Source organism: Curtobacterium sp. NPDC098951 (assembly GCF_044759965.1).
Lineage (GTDB): Bacteria > Actinomycetota > Actinomycetes > Actinomycetales > Microbacteriaceae > Curtobacterium.
Genome location: NZ_JBIWAG010000001.1, coordinates 874531 through 892484 on the forward strand (window position 1 = coordinate 874531; position 17954 = coordinate 892484).

General features: G+C 72.1%; 14 protein-coding genes. 9 read left to right on the forward strand and 5 right to left on the reverse strand.

The features are described from left to right. Positions 1–255: 255 nt before the first annotated feature. Entirely contained in the window at positions 256–1116 is an 861-nt protein-coding gene (locus ACIQUC_RS04140) for an NAD(P)H-hydrate dehydratase (RefSeq protein WP_402263548.1), read from the reverse strand. Between the two features lie 24 nt (positions 1117–1140). Between ACIQUC_RS04140 and ACIQUC_RS04145 the strand changes: the two genes are divergently transcribed. The 4 genes from ACIQUC_RS04145 (at position 1141) to ACIQUC_RS04160 (ending at position 5501) form a co-directional block, all read left to right on the forward strand. After that, a complete protein-coding gene (locus ACIQUC_RS04145) occupies positions 1141–1785 on the forward strand; it encodes an HAD family hydrolase (protein WP_402263551.1) in 645 nt (214 codons plus the stop codon). Continuing rightward, complete coding sequence (locus ACIQUC_RS04150) at positions 1782–2864, forward strand: NADH:flavin oxidoreductase/NADH oxidase (RefSeq protein ID WP_402263554.1); 1083 nt, start codon at positions 1782–1784, stop codon at positions 2862–2864. Before ACIQUC_RS04145 ends, ACIQUC_RS04150 begins: the two co-directional genes overlap by 4 nt. A 208-nt stretch (positions 2865–3072) precedes the next feature. Then, positions 3073–4467 carry a hemolysin family protein gene (locus ACIQUC_RS04155; RefSeq protein ID WP_402263556.1) on the forward strand — a complete coding sequence of 465 codons (1395 nt, stop codon included), beginning with the start codon at positions 3073–3075 and terminating at the stop codon, positions 4465–4467. Then, entirely contained in the window at positions 4464–5501 is a 1038-nt protein-coding gene (locus tag ACIQUC_RS04160) for a hemolysin family protein (protein ID WP_022907558.1), read from the forward strand. Before ACIQUC_RS04155 ends, ACIQUC_RS04160 begins: the two co-directional genes overlap by 4 nt. A gap of 161 nt (positions 5502–5662) precedes the next feature. Here the strand turns inward: ACIQUC_RS04160 and ACIQUC_RS04165 are convergent, their stop codons facing one another. Continuing rightward, positions 5663–7102 carry a GuaB1 family IMP dehydrogenase-related protein gene (locus ACIQUC_RS04165; protein WP_402263559.1) on the reverse strand — a complete coding sequence of 480 codons (1440 nt, stop codon included), beginning with the start codon at positions 7100–7102 and terminating at the stop codon, positions 5663–5665. 212 nt (positions 7103–7314) lie between these two features. On the opposite strand from ACIQUC_RS04165, the gene ACIQUC_RS04170 reads away from it, so the two are divergent. Then, the gene (locus tag ACIQUC_RS04170) at positions 7315–11049 is read left to right on the forward strand and encodes a multifunctional oxoglutarate decarboxylase/oxoglutarate dehydrogenase thiamine pyrophosphate-binding subunit/dihydrolipoyllysine-residue succinyltransferase subunit (protein ID WP_402263561.1); all 3735 of its coding nucleotides are present in this window, start codon (positions 7315–7317) and stop codon (positions 11047–11049) included. A gap of 257 nt (positions 11050–11306) precedes the next feature. Here ACIQUC_RS04170 and ACIQUC_RS04175 read toward each other — a convergent pair whose 3' ends face one another. From ACIQUC_RS04175 to ACIQUC_RS04185, 3 genes are read right to left on the reverse strand one after another with little or no spacing between them, the layout of a single operon-like run. Then, positions 11307–11747: a GNAT family N-acetyltransferase gene (locus ACIQUC_RS04175; RefSeq protein WP_022907554.1), complete on the reverse strand. Its 441-nt coding sequence runs from the start codon at positions 11745–11747 to the stop codon at positions 11307–11309. A gap of 52 nt (positions 11748–11799) precedes the next feature. Then, on the reverse strand, positions 11800–12042 hold the full coding sequence (locus tag ACIQUC_RS04180; protein WP_022907553.1) for a zf-HC2 domain-containing protein: 243 nt from the start codon (positions 12040–12042) through the stop codon (positions 11800–11802). Next, positions 12039–12890: a sigma-70 family RNA polymerase sigma factor gene (locus ACIQUC_RS04185; protein WP_402263565.1), complete on the reverse strand. Its 852-nt coding sequence runs from the start codon at positions 12888–12890 to the stop codon at positions 12039–12041. Before ACIQUC_RS04185 ends, ACIQUC_RS04180 begins: the two co-directional genes overlap by 4 nt. Positions 12891–13016: 126 nt before the next feature. Between ACIQUC_RS04185 and aroA the strand changes: the two genes are divergently transcribed. Genes aroA through ACIQUC_RS04205 form a run of 4 tightly spaced genes read left to right on the forward strand, consistent with a single transcriptional unit; the run spans position 13017 to position 17502 of the window. Continuing rightward, positions 13017–14378, forward strand: a complete 1362-nt coding sequence (gene aroA / locus ACIQUC_RS04190) for a 3-phosphoshikimate 1-carboxyvinyltransferase (RefSeq protein WP_402263568.1) — start codon at positions 13017–13019, stop codon at positions 14376–14378. A 4-nt stretch (positions 14379–14382) separates the two neighbouring features. Further along, positions 14383–15444, forward strand: coding sequence for a ribosome small subunit-dependent GTPase A (rsgA, locus tag ACIQUC_RS04195; RefSeq protein WP_402263570.1), 1062 nt, complete (start codon positions 14383–14385; stop codon positions 15442–15444). Between the two features lie 60 nt (positions 15445–15504). Further along, a complete protein-coding gene (locus ACIQUC_RS04200; RefSeq protein WP_402263573.1) occupies positions 15505–16701 on the forward strand; it encodes a hypothetical protein in 1197 nt (398 codons plus the stop codon). An 18-nt stretch (positions 16702–16719) separates the two neighbouring features. Continuing rightward, positions 16720–17502: an inositol monophosphatase family protein gene (locus ACIQUC_RS04205; protein ID WP_022907548.1), complete on the forward strand. Its 783-nt coding sequence runs from the start codon at positions 16720–16722 to the stop codon at positions 17500–17502. The last annotated feature ends 452 nt before the right edge of the window (positions 17503–17954 follow it).

A 17954-nucleotide genomic window follows, 5' to 3' on the forward strand; every position in this document is an offset into this window, starting at 1 on the left:
CCTGCAACCGTTGCGCCCGCAACAAACGACCCCTGCACTGTCGTACGACAGCGGCGATGTCGCAACCGCGCGCCTGCAACCGTTGCGCCCGCAACAAACGACCCCTGCACTGTCGTACGACAGCGGCCATGTCGCAACCGCGCGCCTGCAACCGTTGCGCCCGCAACGAACGACCCCTGCGCTGTCGTTCGACGTCGGGCGTGTCGTTCCGAGTCGGCCCAGGGGCCCTGCCCCGCCCGATCCAGCCGCTCGCGTCTACCCCCGGGCGTCGCCCGCGACGACGAGGTCGCGCACCACCCCGGGCAGCTGCTCGATCAGTGCCGTCATGGTGAACGGTCCGCCGCCGGACGCCCGCCGTGCCGCGATCCCGTGCACCACCGCCGCGGTCGCCGCCAGGTGGGCGAGGTCGGACGGCGTCAGCGTGGACCCGGACGCCTCGGCGGCTCCCTGACGGGCCGCGACCAGCGCCCCGAGCACCCCGCCGAGCACGTCCCCGGCGCCGGCGGCCGCGAGCCACGGCGTCGCCGAGGACGCGACGAGCCGCACCGACCCGTCCGGCGTCGCGACGTGCGTGGCGGACCCCTTCAGGAGCACGACGCTCCCGGTCTGCGCGGCGGCCCGGAGCGCTGCCGCGGCCGGGTCCTGCTCGATGGACTCCCGCGACTCGTGCAGGACGCCGGCGAGCTCCCCCGCGTGCGGCGTCAGCACCGCGAGGGGGCCGAGGTCGACGAGCGGGATCGCCCCGGCGTCGACGACCACGGGGACCCCGTCGTCCGAGGCGTGCCCGAAGCCCTCTGCCGTCACGTCGTCCAGGTCGTCGAGCGACGGTGCCGAGATCCCCGAGCCGACGAGCCAGGCCTGCACGCGTCCGACCCCGGCGACGACCTCGGGACGCCGTGCGAGCACGTGGTCCGACGCACGCGACGGTCCGACGTACCGGACCATCCCGACGCCCGTGTGCACCGCCGCGTCGACACCCATCACGGCGGCGCCCGGGTACTGGTCGGAGCCCGTCGCGACGCCGAGGACCCCGCGGCGGTACTTCGTGGAGTCGCCGTGCGGGGCGGTGGTCCAGGCGGCGGCGTCGGTCGGGGCGAAGGGGACGAAGTCGTTCACGACCGCCACGTTACGGTGGAGCGCATGAGCCTGTTCCTGCCCGGTCGTGTGGTGGTCTTCGACTACGGCGAGGTGATCAGCCGGACGCCGCACGCGTCGCGCGACGCGCTCGTCGCGGCGACCGGGGTGCCGGCGGACGAGCTGTTCCCCGTGTACCAGGAGCTCCGGCACGACCTCGACCGCGGCGACCTCTCCGTGCTGGCGTACTGGCGCGCGATCGCCGAGCGCACCGGCCGGACGTGGAGCACCGCCGAGATCCACCGGTTCTGGGCGATCGACTTCACCGGCTGGTTCGAGGTCGACCCGGACACGCTCGCGATCGTCGAGGAGCTGCACGACGCCGGCACCCGACTGGCCCTGCTCTCGAACGCCGGGTTCGACTTCGGCGACCCGTACCGCCGGTCCCCGATGGGCTCCCTGTTCGAGACGGTCGTGGTGAGCGCCGAGGAGCACGTCCTGAAGCCGGACGCCTCGATCTACCACGACACGTGCGAGCGACTGGGAATCGCCCCGGCGCAGATGGTGTTCGTCGACAACAGGGCCGAGAACGCCGCCGGCGCGGAAGCGATCGGAGCGGTCGGCCACCACTACACGTCGCCCGCCGCTCTCCGCGCGTTCCTGCTGGGACTCGCGGACACCGGTGCGACCGCCGAGAAGGAGCCCGCGTGACGCACGCCCTGTTCGAACCGATCATCATCCGCGACCTCACCGTCCGCAACCGCATCTGGGTCTCCCCGATGTGCCAGTACTCTGCCGAGGCCCAGGACGGCCTGCCCACCCCGTGGCATCTCGTCCACCTCGGCGGGTTCGCCAAGGGCGGTGCCGGCGCGGTCGTGGTCGAGGCCACCGGTGTCGTGCCCGAGGGGCGCATCAGCCCGCAGGACCTCGGCCTCTGGAACGACGAACAGCGCGACGCGTTCCGCCCGATCGTCGACTTCATCCACGCGCAGGGGGCCGCCGCCGGCGTCCAGCTGGCCCACGCCGGCCGCAAGGCGTCGACGTTCCGCCCGTGGGAGCCGACGCACGGGTCCGTGCCGGCCGAGCAGGGCGGCTGGTCGACCGTCGCGCCGTCCGCCGTCGCCTTCGACGGGTACGCCGAGCCGCGCGAGCTCGCCGTCGAGGACATCCGCGTCGTCGCCCTCGCGTTCGCCCAAGCCGCCCGCCGTGCCGCCGAGGCCGGGTTCGACCTCGTCGAGATCCACGCGGCGCACGGCTACCTGCTGCACCAGTTCCTCTCGCCGCTCAGCAACCACCGCACCGACTCCTACGGCGGCTCGCTCGAGAACCGCGCCCGCGCGCTCCTCGAGGTGCTCGATGCCGTGCGTGCCGAGGTCGGCGAGGGCTTCCCCGTCGTCGTCCGCTTCTCGGCGACCGACTGGACCCCGGGCGGTCTGACGCTCGAGGAGACCACCGAGGTCGCCCGCTGGGCCGCCGAGCACGGCGCCGACCTCGCCGACGTGTCGACCGGCGGCAACGTGGCCAACGCGCCGATCCCCGTCGGGCCGGGTTACCAGGTGCCCTTCGCCGACGCGATCAAGCGCGACGCCGGCATCGGGACGATCGCGGTCGGGATGATCTCGGACGCGTTCCAGGCCGAGCAGATCGTCGCGACCGGCCAGGCCGACGTCGTGATGGTCGGCCGCGAGTTCCTCCGCGACCCGGCCTTCCCGCTCCGCGCCGCCGCCGAGCTCGGGGTCACGGTCGACTACGAGCCGCAGCAGTACCACCGCGCCCGCGTCACGGCGTAGGCCGGCGTGCGCGATGCGGGTCGCGCCTCCTGGACCCACCCGCGGTCCGGGAGGCGCGACCCGCATCCTGTACGTCCTCTCGGTTCCGACCCGCGCCAGGCAGTAGGATGGTCAGCACTGTGGACGATCCTCCGAATAGTTCCTCGCCTCACTCATCCGCCGCTCACTCGGTGAGCTGCACTCCCTCGCGCCCTGCGGGAGGTGGATCATGAGCCCGATCGACATCGTCATGCTGATCGGTGGCATCCTGCTGACGCTCGGCACCGGCGTCTTCGTCGCGTCCGAGTTCGCGCTGGTCAACCTCGACCGCGCGGACGTCGAGGCACGGCGCGACCGCGGCGAGACCGGCCTCGCGCCCGTCATCGGCGCGCTGAAGGTCACCTCGACCCACCTGTCCAGCGCGCAGCTCGGCATCACGCTCACGACGCTGCTCACCGGCTACCTGCTCGAACCGTCGGTCGCGAAGCTGCTCGAGGCGCCGTTCCTCGCGATGCGGCTCCCCGAGGCGATCGTCGAGACGGTCGGCTCGATCGTGGCGCTCGTCATCGCGACGCTGCTGTCGATGATCCTCGGCGAGCTGGTGCCGAAGAACTTCGCGCTCGCGCTGCCCCTGCAGACCGCCAAGCTCGTCGTGCCCCTGCAGGTGGCGTTCACGACGGTGTTCAAGCCGGCCGTCGCCGTGCTGAACGGCACCGCCAACGCCGTGCTCCGCGCCATGGGGATCGAGCCCCAGGAAGAGCTGTCCGGCGCCCGCAGCGCCGAGGAGCTCACCTCGCTGCTCCGTCGGTCGGCGTCCGAGGGCTCCCTCGAACAGGACACCGCGACGCTCCTCGAGCGCACCATCTCGTTCTCCGAGCTGAGCGCGAGCGACGTGATGACCCCGCGCCCGCGCCTGTCGACGATCCGGGTCTCCGAGTCCGCCGACGACGTCATCGCCCTCGCACGGCGGACCGGGTTCAGCCGGTTCCCCGTGATCGAGGAGGACGCCGACGACGTCGTGGGCATCGTGCACGTGAAGCAGGCCGTCGCCGTCCCGCGCGAGAAGCGTCCGGAGGTGCCCGTCGGCGCCCTCATGACCGACGCCGAACGGGTCCCCGAGACGATGCCCGGCGACACCCTCCTGACCGAGGTCCGCGGTCGCGGCTACCAGATGGTGATCGTGGTCGACGAGTACGGCGGCACCGCCGGGGTCGTGACCCTCGAGGACCTCATCGAGGAGATCGTGGGCGAGGTGTCCGACGAGCACGACCGCGCGCGGATCGACGTCGTCCGCTCCCGCGACTGGCTGACGTTCCCCGGGCTGCTGCGCCCCGACGAGCTCGAGGACCGCGCCGGCGTGACCGTCCCCGAGGACGGCCCGTACGAGACCGTCGGCGGCTTCATCATGTCGACGCTCGGCCGCCTGCCGGTGGTCGGCGACGAGGTCCGGCTCGACGACGGCGTCTTCCGCGTCGAGCGCCTCGACGGGCGCCGCATCGACCGGATCCGCTGGACGCCCACCCCGCCCCCGACCCCGGCGACGGGCATCATCATCCCCGCGACGAAGACCCCGGCGACGAAGACCCCGGCCACGAAGACCACGACGAAGGGCAGCACCCGATGAGCTCCGACTGGTGGGGCATCTTCTGGCTCGTCGTGCTGCTGCTCGGCAACGCCTACTTCGTCGCGGCCGAGTTCGCCGTCATCTCCGCCCGCCGCTCGCAGATCGAGCCGCGCGCAGAGGAAGGCTCGAAGGCCGCGCAGATGACACTCTGGGCGATGGAGCACGCCACGCGCATGCTGGCCACCACGCAGCTCGGCATCACGGTCTGCTCGCTCCTCATCCTCAACGTGTCCGAGCCGGCGATCCACCACCTGCTCGAGGTCCCGCTGCACCTGACCGGGTGGAGCGCCGAGGTGATCGGCACGGTCGCGTTCGTCTTCACCCTGCTGCTCGTCTCGTTCCTGCACGTGGTGTTCGGCGAGATGGTGCCGAAGAACATCTCGTTCTCGATGCCGGACCGCGCCGCGCTCCTGCTCGTGCCGACGCTCTGGTACATCGGGCACGGCCTGCACTGGGTGATCGTCGGCCTGAACGAGGCCGCGAACGCCGTGCTGCGCGTGTTCAAGGTCGAGCCGAAGGACGAGGCCGTCAGCGCGTTCACCGTGGAAGAGGTGCAGACCATCGTCGAGCAGTCCCGTCGCGAGGGCACCCTCACCGACGACGGGAAGCTCGCCCTGGCGTTCGAGTTCACCGAGAAGAAGGTCAAGGACGTCGCGGTGCCGATGGCCGAGCTCGTCACGCTCCCCGAGGACGCCACCCCCGGTGACGTGGAACGGGCCGTGGCGCAGCGCGGGTTCTCGCGGTACGTGCTCGTGGCCGAGGACGGCTCCCCCACGGGCTACGTGCACGTGAAGGACGTCATCGACCTCCGACCCGACGAGTACGACGACCCGGTGCCGCCCAAGCGCATCCGGCAGCTCATCTCGCTCTACACGGAGATGGACCTCGAGGACGCGCTCGCGACGATGCGTGCCGCGGGCCGCCACGTCGCCCGGGCGTTCGACGCCGAGGGCCGGACGCTCGGCGTGCTCTTCCTCGAGGACATCCTCGAGGAGCTCGTCGGCACCGTCGAGGACGCGACGAGGCGGCGGTAGACGCGCGCGACTGATTGACGGGAGGCGCGGTGCCGGCTGGCACCGCGCCTCCCGTCCGTCCGTGGTCGCGACCACGGCGTCGGCATGCGTTTCGCGCCCAGCGACACGTCACGCGCTGCCTCGCCCGTGAGCTGTCGCTCAGCGCGAGAGTCTGGCGCGCGCTACCAGCTGACGGGGAGCGGCTTGCCCTCCTCGTAGCCGGCGGCCGACTGGATGCCGACGAGCGCCCGCTCGGAGAACTCGGCGAGCGAGGACGCGCCCGCGTACGTCGCCGAGCTGCGGACACCGGTGGTGATCATGTCGAGCAGGTCCTCGACGCTCGGCCGCTCCGGGTCGAGGTAGATCGTCGACGACGAGATGCCCTCGGCGAAGAGCGCCTTGCGGGCCCGCTCGTAGGGGTCGAGGCGCTCGAAGCGCTCGCGGACGGCCTTCGCCGACGCCATGCCCCAGCTCTCCTTGTAGGCCTTGCCCGCGGCGTCGCGGCGGAGCACGCCCGGCGCCTCGAGCGTCCCGGCGAACCACGAGCCGATCATCACGGCGGAGGCGCCGGCCGCGAGGGCGAGCGCGACGTCGCGCGGGTACCGGACCCCGCCGTCGGCCCAGACGTGCGCGCCGAGCGAGCGCGCGGCGGCGGCGGTCTCGAGCACCGCGGAGAACTGCGGGCGCCCGACGGCGGTCATCATGCGCGTGGTGCACATCGCGCCGGGTCCGACGCCGACCTTGATGATGCTCGCGCCTGCCTCGACGAGGTGGGCGACGGCGTCGGCGGTGACCACGTTGCCCGCGACGAGCGGGATGTCCAGCCCGAGGGCGGCGACGGTGCGGAGCGCACGGAGCATGCCCTCCTGGTGGCCGTGCGCGGTGTCGAGGACGAGCACGTCGACGCCGGCGGCCGCGAGGGCCTGCGCCTTGGCGGCGACGTCGCCGTTGATGCCGATCGCGGCGGCGACGCGCAGGCGGCCGGAGGCGTCCACCGCGGGGCGGTAGATGTCGGAGCGGATCGCGCTGGTCTGGCTGACCGTGCCGACGACCTTGCCGTGCCGCATGACCGGCGCGAAGTCGACCTCGGCGGCGCTCAGCACGTCGTACACGTGCCGCGGGGTGCCGGCGTCCTCGGCGTCGATCGCGGTCGAGGCTCCGTGCAGCAGGTCGCGGAGTGTCGCGTCGGGTCCGGCGGTGCCGAGTCGACCGGCGGGGACGCAGCCGAGGTACGCACCAGCGGCGTCCCGGACGACGACCCCGCGGCCGGCGACGGGCAGCAGCTGCTCGAGCGCTTCGGCGACGGTGGTGTCGGCGCCCATGTCGTAGGCGGTGTCGAAGTCGACGGGCTGCTCCTTGACCCAGCGGATCGCGGCGTCGAGGTCCTGCAGGTGCATGTCCTGGGGCAGGACGCCGAGGCCGCCGCGTCGGGCGAGCGTCGCGGCGAGGCGAGGCCCGGTGACCGAGTTCATGTTGGCGCTGACGATCGGGATGGTCGCACCGGATCCGTCGTTCGCCGAGAGGTCCACGTCGAACCGGCTCGTCACCGCCGACCGGCTGGGGACGAGGAAGACGTCGGAGTAGGTCAGGTCGTGTGTCGGCCGCGTCTCGTAGAACCTCATGGGCCCCACTGTACGGCGATGCGGGGTGGCCGGTCGGGGCGGCTCGGCACGCCTCCGGCGCGACACGCGCGACACCCGGTCGCCGGGCGCGACGCGCCTCCGCCTGACACCGAACGGTCATCCGCGAGCGGCTAGGCTTGGCACCTGTGCGAGGCAGGGTTGCCACGCACGACACACACGAGCATCTATCGACGGAGAGTGGGCGATCGGCTGTGTCGAGCCATCTGACCGGAACGGACGAGACCGCGGGCGAATTCGGGGCGAACGAGTGGCTCGTCGACGAGCTCTACGAGCAGTTCGTCGCCGACAAGGAGTCCGTGGACAAGTCCTGGTGGCCGGTCCTCGAGAGCTACCACCGCACCCAGGGCGGCGCCACGTCGAGCGCGACCCCCGCAGCGCCGGCCGCACCCGAGCAGCAGCAGTCCACGACCCAGCAGCCCGCGACCGGTGACGCCCCCGGCGAGGCGAAGGCCGGGCCGATCCAGGCGAAGACCACGTCGCGCCAGCCCACCCCGCAGCCGATCCCGGCCGAGGCGAACGACGAGGCCGACCACCACGAGGAGACCCACGAGGACGTGGCGACCCCGCTCCGGGGCATGGCGAAGGCGCTCGCGTCGAACATGGACGCCTCGCTCACGGTCCCGACCGCGACGAGCGTGCGGACGATCCCGGCGAAGCTGATGATCGACAACCGCATCGTCATCAACAACCACCTCCGACGGGCCCGCGGCGGGAAGATCTCGTTCACGCACCTCATCGGGTGGGCGATGGTGCAGGCGCTCAAGGAGTTCCCGAGCCAGAACGTGTTCTACGAGGAGCGCGACGGCAAGCCCTTCGTGGTCGCCCCCGCCCACGTGAACCTCGGCATCGCGATCGACGTCCCGAAGAAGGACGGCACCCGGTCCCTGCTCGTCCCGAGCATCAAGCGCGCCGAGACGCTGACGTTCGGCCAGTTCCTCTCCGCCTACGAGGACCTCGTCAAGCGCGCCCGCGACAACAAGCTCACCCCGACCGACTTCCAGGGCACGACGATCTCGCTGACGAACCCCGGCGGCATCGGCACGGTGCACTCGGTCCCCCGCCTCACCAAGGGGCAGGGCGCGATCATCGGCGCCGGCGCGCTCGAGTACCCCGCACAGTTCCAGGGGTCCGCGGCGAAGACGCTCGTCGAGCTCGGCATCGGCAAGACCATCACGCTCACGAGCACCTACGACCACCGCGTCATCCAGGGCGCCGGGTCGGGCGAGTACCTCAAGAAGGTGCACGAGCGGCTCATCGGCGAGCACGCCTTCTACGAGGACATCTTCTCGGCGCTCCGGATCCCCTACAAGCCGATCCAGTGGGCGAACGACATCAACGTCGACCTCGCGCACCGGGTGAACAAGACCGCGCGCGTGCAGGAGCTCATCAACAGCTTCCGCGTCCGCGGGCACCTGATGGCCGACATCGACCCGCTCGAGTACCGGCAGCGCACCCACCCGGACCTCGAGATCGAGAGCCACGGGCTGACCTTCTGGGACCTCGACCGCGAGTTCGTCACCGGCGGGCTCGCCGGCACGACCAACGCGCCGCTCCGCGACGTGCTCGGGATCCTCCGCGACGCCTACTGCCGCACGGTCGGCATCGAGTACATGCACATCCAGGACCCGGAGCAGCGCCGCTGGGTGCAGGCGCACATCGAGGTGCCGTACTCGAAGCCTTCGAAGGACGAGCAGCTCCGTGTCCTCGGCAAGCTCAACGAGGCCGAGGCGTTCGAGACCTTCCTGCAGACGAAGTACGTCGGCCAGAAGCGCTTCTCGCTCGAGGGTGGCGAGTCGACGATCGCCTTCCTCGACTCGCTCATCCAGCACGCCGCGACCGCCGGCCTCGACGAGGTCGCGATCGGCATGGCACACCGCGGCCGCCTCAACGTGCTGACGAACATCGCCGGCAAGACCTACGGTCAGATCTTCCGCGAGTTCGAGGGCTCGGCGCTCCCCGGCACCGTCTCGGGCCAGGGATCGGGCGACGTGAAGTACCACGTCGGCACCGAGGGCGTCTTCCGCGCGAGCGACGGCACCGCCATCCCGGTGACGATCGCCGCGAACCCGTCCCACCTCGAGGCCGTCGACGGCGTGCTCGAGGGGATCGTCCGCGCGAAGCAGGACCGCCAGGCACCCGGCACGTTCGGCGTGCTGCCGGTGCTCGTCCACGGCGACGCGGCGATGGCCGGACAGGGCGTCGTGGTCGAGACCCTGCAGATGTCGCAGCTGCGCGGCTACCGCACCGGCGGCACCGTGCACCTCGTGATCAACAACCAGGTCGGGTTCACCACCCCGCCCGAGTCGGCTCGCAGCTCGGTGTACTCCACCGACGTCGCGAAGACGATCCAGGCACCGATCTTCCACGTGAACGGGGACGACCCCGAGGCCGTGGCCCGCGTCGCCGAGCTCGCCTTCGCCTACCGCGAGGAGTTCCACCGCGACGTCGTCATCGACCTCATCTGCTACCGCCGCCGCGGGCACAACGAGGGCGACGACCCCTCGATGACGCAGCCGCTCATGTACAACCTCATCGAGGCGAAGCGCTCCGTCCGCACCCTCTACACCGAGGCCCTCGTCGGCCGCGGCGACATCACGCAGGAGGAGTACGACGAGGCGCACCGCGACTTCCAGGACCGCCTCGAACGCGCCTTCGCCGAGACCCACGAAGCCCAGACCGGCACGATCCCGGTCGTCACGGTCGACGACGACGGCGCCGTGCAGGGCCTCGAACGGCCGGCGGCACAGCGCGACGACTCCGAGGTCGAGGTGCACGACACCGCCGTCTCCGAGGACCTCGTCCGGGCGATCGGCGACGCGCACAGCAACCCGCCGGCCGGCTTCCAGGTCCACCCGAAGCTGCAGCAGCTGCTGACCAAGCGAACCGACATGACCCGGAACGGGGGCGTCGACTGGGCGATGGCCGAGCTCATGGCGATCGGCTCGATCCTCGTCGAGGGCAAGCCGGTCCGGCTCGCCGGGCAGGACGCCCGCCGCGGCACGTTCGTGCAGCGCCAGGCCGTCTTCCACGACCGGGTGAACGGCCAGGAGTGGCTGCCGCTCGCGAACCTCACCGAGGACCAGGCCCGCCTGTACATCTACGACTCGCTCCTCAGCGAGTACGCCGCGATGGCGTTCGAGTACGGCTACTCGGTCGAGCGCCCCGAGGCCCTCGTGCTGTGGGAGGCGCAGTTCGGCGACTTCGCGAACGGCGCCCAGACCGTCATCGACGAGTTCATCTCGTCGGCCGAGCAGAAGTGGGGACAGCGCTCGGGCCTCGTGCTCCTGCTCCCCCACGGCTACGAGGGCCAGGGGCCGGACCACTCGTCGGCGCGCATCGAGCGCTACCTGCAGCTCTGCGCCGAGGACAACATGGTGGTCGCACGGCCATCGACCCCGGCGTCGTACTTCCACCTGCTGCGACGCCAGGCGTGGGAGCGTCCGCAGAAGCCGCTCATCGTGTTCTCCCCGAAGGCCATGCTGCGCCTCCGCCAGGCGACCAGCCCGGTGGACGCGTTCACGAGCGGCACCTTCGCCGAGGTCATCGACGACGACCGCGTGACCGACCGGTCCGCCGTCCGCCGCGTGGTCCTGCACTCCGGCAAGGTGCACCACGACCTGCGCGCCGAGGTCGAGAAGCGCGGCGTCACCGACGTGGCCCTCGTCCGGCTCGAGCAGCTCGCGCCGCTCCCCCTCGACCAGATCCTCGAGGTGCTCGCGGGCTACCCGGACGCCGACGTCGTCTGGGCTCAGGAGGAGCCGGAGAACCAGGGTGCCTGGCCGTTCGTCTGCATGAACCTGTCGCCGCACCTCGACGGCCGCCCGCTGTCGGTCGCCGCTCGACCCGCGAGTGCCGCTCCGGCGACGGGCTCCTCGAAGCGCTCCGCGCAGGAGGCGACCGAGGTCATCACGAAGGCCCTGGGCTAGCCGGGGTCCGTCGGGCTCGCCGACGCCCCGGCGTCCGTCGGGCTCGCCGACGCCCCGGGGGCCGTCGGGATCGCCGACGCCCCGGCAATCCCGAGGGCCAGAGCGCGCCCCGCACCGAACACTGCGCCCCGTCTCGACGGGGCGCAGTGTTCGTCAGGGGGTGCGATCAGCGGGGTGCCATCAGCGCCCGCGCGATGGGCGCCCGCTCAATCTCGCCCGCGCCATCAGCGCTGGCGCGATGGGCGCCCGCGCGATCGTCACCGGAGCTTCGTGTACCGCACCCCGGCGTCGTGGTAGCCGCGCTTCTGGTAGAAGCGGTGCGCGCTGTCCGTGGCCGCGGCGCTGACCGCGCTGAGGCGACGCGCGCCCTGCTCGACCGCCCACGCTTCGAAGGTGCCGATGAGTGCGGAACCCGTGCCGAGCCTCCTGGCCGACTCGTCGACCACCATGAGCAGCAGCTGCGCGGTCGGCTCGTCGCTGGCGTACGCCCACGTGACCTGGGCGCCGGCGACGGCGATCGCGCGACCGTCGTCGTCCCGCACCAGCCAGGTCCGGTGCCCGGCCTCGGGCGTGAGCCGCTCGAGGCGGGCACGCATCGCGGCGTCGTCGACCTCGTGGCCGAGCAGGCGGACGAGGGCGGCGACGTCGGAGACGTCCGTGTCGGACCAGGTGGTGATCGACTCGACGGAGAGGGTCATGCCCGCGACACTACCGACAGCCCCGCCCGTGTGACGACGGCTGCCAGGACGCTCAGTGGGTGGCCTGCTCCAGTCGGATGCGGGCGAGGATCTCCGTGCGGAGTTCCTCGGGCGCGGTCTCCTTGCACGCGCGACGGACCGTCTCGATCAGGACGACGCCGACGCGGTGCTCGGTCGTGCAGTCCTCGCAGTCCTCCATGTGCTCACGGATGTCCGCCGCGTCCTCGCGGCAGAGCTCCCCGTGCAGGAACTCCTCGAGCTCGGCCTTCGCCTTCGAGCAGTCGCAGCCGCTCATCGCGCTTCCTTCCCTTCGACGCGGCTCGACGCCGCGGCAACCTTCCGGCCTCGTCCGCGCATCGTCGCCGTCGACGCTGCGTCCGGGACGATGCCGGTCTCACGTGCGTGGTCGGCCAGGAGCCCGCGGAGGAGCCGGCGGCCACGGTGGAGGCGGCTCATGACCGTCCCCACGGGGGTCTTCATGATGTCGGCGATCTCCTGGTAGGAGAACCCCTCGACATCGGCGAAGTAGACGGCCATCCGGAAGTCCTCGGGGATGGCCTGCAGCGCGTCCTTCACGGCGGAGGACGGCAGGTGGTCGATGGCGTCGGCCTCGGCGGAGCGCGCCGAGATCGACTGCGTCACGCTCTCCGCGCCGCCCAGCTGCCAGTCCTCGAGCTCGTCGATCGTGCCCTGGTACGGGTTGCGCTGGTTCTTGCGGTACGTGTTGATGAACGTGTTCGTGAGGATCCGGTACAGCCAGGCCTTGAGGTTCGTACCCTGCCGGAACTGCCGGAACGCGGCGAAGGCCTTGACGAAGGTCTCCTGCACGAGGTCGGACGCGTCGGCCGGGTTGCGGGTCATCCGCATCGCCGCGCCGTACAGCTGGTCCATGAAGGGGAGCGCCTGGTCCTCGAAGAGGGCGCGCAGCTCGGCTTCGGAGACCGTCTTCGCGTCCACGACCGCGTCGGCGGTGTCGTCCTGCCCGAGCGCCACGACCTCGTCGGTCGCGTCGTCCGCGTCCGCTGCGTCGTGCTCGTCGGCTGCGTCGTCGCGCAGCTCGGCCTCGTCGGACACCGCGTCGAGCTGCGCCTCGGTCTCCTCGACCAGGTCGTGCGGTGCTGCGTGCGGTTCGTCGGTCGTCATCGCCGTCGAGTCTAGGCCGAGCGTGCCCCCGAGCGTCGTCGGCACGGCGGGCATGGTCGTCCGCGGTCGTACGAGTGTCGCTGTCGCCACTGATCCTCCCGGTGCGTTCAGTACCCTTGTGAACCGATGGCAGTCACGACGCATTCCCAGTCCCCGACCGAGCCCTGGACCGCACCGCTCGCGCGGGGTCCGTTGCGCGGTGACGTGTCGCTCCCGGGGTCGAAGTCGCTCACCAACCGCGAGCTCGTGCTCGCGGCCCTCGCCGACGGTCCGTCCACCATCCGGCTGCCGCTGCACTCGCGGGACTCGGCGCTCATGGTCGAGGCCCTCCGCCAGCTCGGCGTGGGTGTCGACGAGGTCGCCCCCGGCCTCGGCGAGACCCCGAACCCCTACGGCCCGGACCTCCGGATCACGCCGGCGGCGATGCACGGCGACGTCCGGGTGGACTGCGGTCTCGCCGGCACCGTGATGCGCTTCCTGCCGCCGCTCGCGGCCCTCGCCGTCGGCCCGGTCACGATCGACGGGGACCCGTACGCCCGCAGGCGCCCGATGCACGCGATCATCCAGGCCCTCGTCGACCTCGGTGTCGACGTCACCGACGACGGTGGCGGCGCCATGCCGTTCTCCTTCACCGGTACCGGGTCGGTCCGCGGCGGGTCGCTCGCGATCGACGCATCGGCCTCGTCCCAGTTCGTCTCCGGGCTGCTGCTCTCGGCACCGCGCTTCGACGAGGGGCTGCACCTCACGCACGTCGGCGACCGCCTGCCGAGCATGCCGCACATCGAGATGACCGTCGCCGCGCTGCGTGCCCGTGGCGTCCGCGTCGACGAACCCGCGGTCGGCGAGTGGGTCGTGCACCCCGGCCCGATCGCCGCACGCGACGTGACCATCGAGCCGGACCTGTCGAACGCCGCACCGTTCGCCGCCGCGGCGCTCGTCGCCGGCGGGACGGTCCGCATCCGGACCTGGCCGACGGCCACGACCCAGGTCGGTGCCGACCTGGAGACGCTCCTGCCCCGGTGGGGCGCGACCGTGACCCGTGACGGCGCCGACCTCGTCTTCGACGGCGGTGTCGGCGTGCGGGGCGGCGCCTCCCTGCCCGGCCTCGCGCTCGACCTGAGCCGCGGCGGCGAGCTCGCGCCCGCGCTCGTCGCGCTCGCGGCCCTCGCCGACGGCCCGTCCGAGATCGACGGGATCGGCCACCTGCGTGGGCACGAGACGGATCGCCTCGCCGCCCTGGCGGCGGACCTCAACGGCACAGGAGGCTCGGTGCACGAACGCGCCGAGGGCCTCCGGATCGAGCCTGCCGCACTCCACGGCGGCGCCTGGGCCGCGTACGACGACCACCGGATGGCGACGGCCGGGGCGATCGTCGGGCTCGTCGTCGACGGCGTGGCTGTCGACGACATCGGTTCGACCGCGAAGACCCTGCCGCAGTTCCCCGAGCTGTGGGCGGCGCTCGTCGCGACCGGCGACGCGGGGGCCTGAGACGATGAGCTGGTGGGACGACGTCGACGGTGACGACTCCGACGCGGACGAGCCGTACGGACAGTACGACGAGTCGAGCGTGCGCGTCCGACCGAACCCGAAGGGCAACCGCCCGCGCACGAAGGTCCGCCCGACGTACGAGGACGCCCCCACCGGCTGGGTGACGAACGTCGACCGCGGGCGGTTCGGCGTCCTGGTGGCCTCCGGCGCGGACGACGAGCGGGTGATCACGGCGACGAAGGCCCGCGAGCTCGGCAAGAAGTCGGTCGTCACGGGCGACCACGTGTCGCTCGCCGGCGACGTCTCCGGGGACGCCGGCTCGCTCGCGCGCATCGTGAAGGTCGCCGAGCGGACCACCCTGCTCCGACGGAGCGCCGACGACACCGACGACGTCGAGCGCGTGATCGTGGCGAACGCCGACCAGATGCTCGTCGTCGTCGCTGCGGCCGACCCGGAACCCCGGACACGCCTCATCGACCGGTACCTGGTGGCGGCGTTCGACGCGGGCCTCGACCCGATCCTCTGCATCACGAAGACGGACCTCGCCGACCCGACCGCGTTCCTCGCACACTTCGACTGCCTCGACCTGCGGATCGTGACGAGCCGGTCCGACGACGTCCCGTTCGAGGCCCTGCACGAGGTCCTCGACGACCGGGTGACTGTGACCGTGGGGCACTCGGGCGTCGGCAAGTCGACGCTCGTGAACGCGCTGACCGGGTCGTCCCGGGCGACCGGGGTCGTCAACGCGGTGACCGGTCGCGGTCGCCACACCTCGTCGTCGTCGATCGCGCTGCGGGTCCGCGACGGCGGCTGGATCATCGACACCCCCGGGGTCCGCTCGTTCGGCCTCGGCCACGTCGACCCCGCCAACGTCTTCCGGGCGTTCGCCTCGCACGCGGTCCCCGTCCGGGAGCCGGCGGACGGCATCCCCCTCGACCAGGCGCACGACTGGGAGATCGTCGACCGGGTGCAGGCGGGCGAACTCGGCCCGACCGGGGTCGAGCGGCTCGACTCGTTCCGCGCACTGCTCACGGGCATGGGCGCCGAGGACCCGGGTACCGAGTAGGACCGCGCACGGCCCCGCCCGGGTCGACAGGTCTGCACCGACGTTGTACAGTTGCCCTTCGTGTCTGAAGTTGCAAAGTACAACTTTGCGCCGACCTCCGCCGTCGACGCACCGTCCTCCCCCATGACGACGACGACGTCGCACGTGCACACCACCCCCGCCCAGCCGCACGCCCACGCGGCGCCCCGGTCCCCCAGGGCCACGCGCCGCCCTGCCGGTCCGTCCGCCCTCCGACCGCAGCACCTCGGCCGCACCCTGCTCGGGTTCGGCTCGCACATCCTCGTCCCCCTCTTCCTCGCGGTCGGGATGGGACTGGCCTACCTCGGCGCCTTCCACGCCCCGACGCCGCACGACCTCCCCGTCGGCATCGTCGGACAGGGCGCGGCGACCCAGGTGTTCGCCCAGACCGTCACCGACGAGTCGGACGGCGCGCTCGTGACGCACGTGGTGGCGTCGACCGCCGAGGCCGAGCGCCAGGTGCGCGACCGGGACCTCGCCGCCGTCTACGCCCCCACCGCGACCGGCGCGACCCTCTACGTCTCGACCGCGGCGTCCGAGACCACCGCGAGCGCGGCGCAGAAGATCTTCATGCCGATCGCGTACCGGTCGCACCTGCCCTTCACCGTGCAGGACGTGGTGCCCGCCGGCGACCAGGACACCACCGGGCAGGGCCTGTTCTTCCTGCTCGTCGCCCTGAGCGTCGGCGGCTACGCGTCCGCGATCGCCGTCGCCGCCTTCGCCACCCGACTCCGCCCGCTCTGGACCGCCGTCGTCGGCCTGGCCACTGCGGGCGTGGTGGCGGGCATCGGGATCCTCATCGCCGGTCCGCTGTACGGGATCATCACGACGAACCGGTGGGAGGTCTTCCTGTTCGCGTGGATGTACGACGCGATCATCGTCGCGCTCGGCGTGGGGCTCCACCCGCTGCTCGGCCGCTGGACCACACCGATCCTCACGATGCTGTTCGTCATGCTGAACTTCACGTCGTCCGGCGGGATCTTCCAGCCGGCGTTCCAGCCGGGCTTCTTCGCCGGGCTCAACGCGTTCTGGAGCGGTGCCGCCTGGCTGCAGGCCGCCCAGGACCTGCAGTACTTCCCCGGCGCCTCCCTCGGCCGCTCGTCGCTCGTCCTGGCCCTGTGGCTCGCCGCGGCCGTGCTGCTCGCGGTCGTCGTGCACGGGCTCGTCGCCCGCGGTGCCCGCATCGCCCGCGAGCGCGAGGTGACCGCCCTCGAGGAGGAGGAGGTCGTGGCGGCGTAGGCCGCTACGCTGGCGTCCGTGGACCTCAGCGCCGACCTGGACTTCGCCCGCTCCCTCGCCGACACCGCCGACGCGATCAGCCTCGAGCGGTTCCGCGCCGCCGACCTGCACGTGTCGAAGAAGGCCGACAGCACCCACGTCACCGACGCCGACCAGGCGGTCGAGCGGGCACTGCGCGAGCGCCTGCGTGCCGAACGCCCGGACGACGCGTTCCTCGGCGAGGAGACCACGGCCGACACCGGGGCCGAGGCCGTCAGCGAGGGACACCGCCAGTGGGTCGTGGACCCGATCGACGGCACCGCGAACTACCTGCGCGGCGTGCCGGTCTGGGCGACCCTCATCGCCCTCGCGGTCGACGGCCGGCCGGTCCTCGGCGTCGTGAGCGCGCCGGCCCTCGGCAAGCGCTGGTGGGCGGCCGAGGGCCTCGGTGCGCACTCCTTCGACGGCCCCCTGCACGTGTCCGGCGTCGACTCCCTCGCCGAGGCCAGCCTCAGCTACAACAGCATCCAGCAGTGGGACGACGACGACCGCCTCGACGCCCTCGTCACGCTCTCCCGACGGGTCTGGCGCACCCGGGCCTACGGCGACATGTGGTCGTACATGCTCGTCGCCGAGGGCGTCCTCGACGTCGCCGGCGAACCCGACCTGAAGCCGTGGGACATGGCGGCGCTCGTGCCGATCGTCGAGGAGGCCGGCGGGCGCTTCACCTCGCTCGACGGCGACCCCGGCCCCTGGCACGGCAGTGCGCTCGCGACGAACGGCCTCGTGCACGACGCCGTGGTCGACGTCATCCGCCGCTGACCGCGGAGACCGTCCAGCGCGTGCAACTGTTGCGCGGGCCGAGGTACGACAACGTCGATGTCGCACGACAGCGGTCTCGTCGCTGCACCGCGCGCGCAACAGTTGCGGCCGCGCGCGGTCGACAACGTCGATGTCGCACGACAGCGACAATGTCGTTCCGAGTCGGCCCGCCCGACCGACCCGCCCGCCCACCCAACCCCCACCCACCGGTCCACCCGACGACGGACGCCCGATGTACCCCGATCTCGTACCGCGATCCGCCGACGTCAAGCGCGAAACCACCCCCGAGCGGGGCACACGGCCCCCCGGACTGGGGACACGGACGGTGGACAAGGGATTGCGGGGAACGGCCACCGCGGCCAGAACCTGAGTTATCTTGCTTCCAGGCGACAGGTCAGGAACCGCGTCGGAGTCCCTAGCTCCGAACGGCCCGCCAGACCGGTCGTGCTTCG

Bases quoted from the DNA above. Each gene is read 5' to 3' on its own strand.
- ACIQUC_RS04145 (WP_402263551.1), top strand. From the start codon at position 1,141: ATGAGCCTGTTCCTGCCCGGTCGTGTGGTGGTCTTCGACTACGGCGAG.
- ACIQUC_RS04155 (WP_402263556.1), top strand. From the start codon at position 3,073: ATGAGCCCGATCGACATCGTCATGCTGATCGGTGGCATCCTGCTGACG.
- ACIQUC_RS04160 (WP_022907558.1), top strand. From the start codon at position 4,464: ATGAGCTCCGACTGGTGGGGCATCTTCTGGCTCGTCGTGCTGCTGCTC.
- ACIQUC_RS04165 (WP_402263559.1), bottom strand. From the start codon at position 7,102: ATGAGGTTCTACGAGACGCGGCCGACACACGACCTGACCTACTCCGAC.
- ACIQUC_RS04175 (WP_022907554.1), bottom strand. From the start codon at position 11,747: ATGACCCTCTCCGTCGAGTCGATCACCACCTGGTCCGACACGGACGTC.
- ACIQUC_RS04180 (WP_022907553.1), bottom strand. From the start codon at position 12,042: ATGAGCGGCTGCGACTGCTCGAAGGCGAAGGCCGAGCTCGAGGAGTTC.
- ACIQUC_RS04185 (WP_402263565.1), bottom strand. From the start codon at position 12,890: ATGACGACCGACGAACCGCACGCAGCACCGCACGACCTGGTCGAGGAG.
- aroA (WP_402263568.1), top strand. From the start codon at position 13,017: ATGGCAGTCACGACGCATTCCCAGTCCCCGACCGAGCCCTGGACCGCA.
- rsgA (WP_402263570.1), top strand. From the start codon at position 14,383: ATGAGCTGGTGGGACGACGTCGACGGTGACGACTCCGACGCGGACGAG.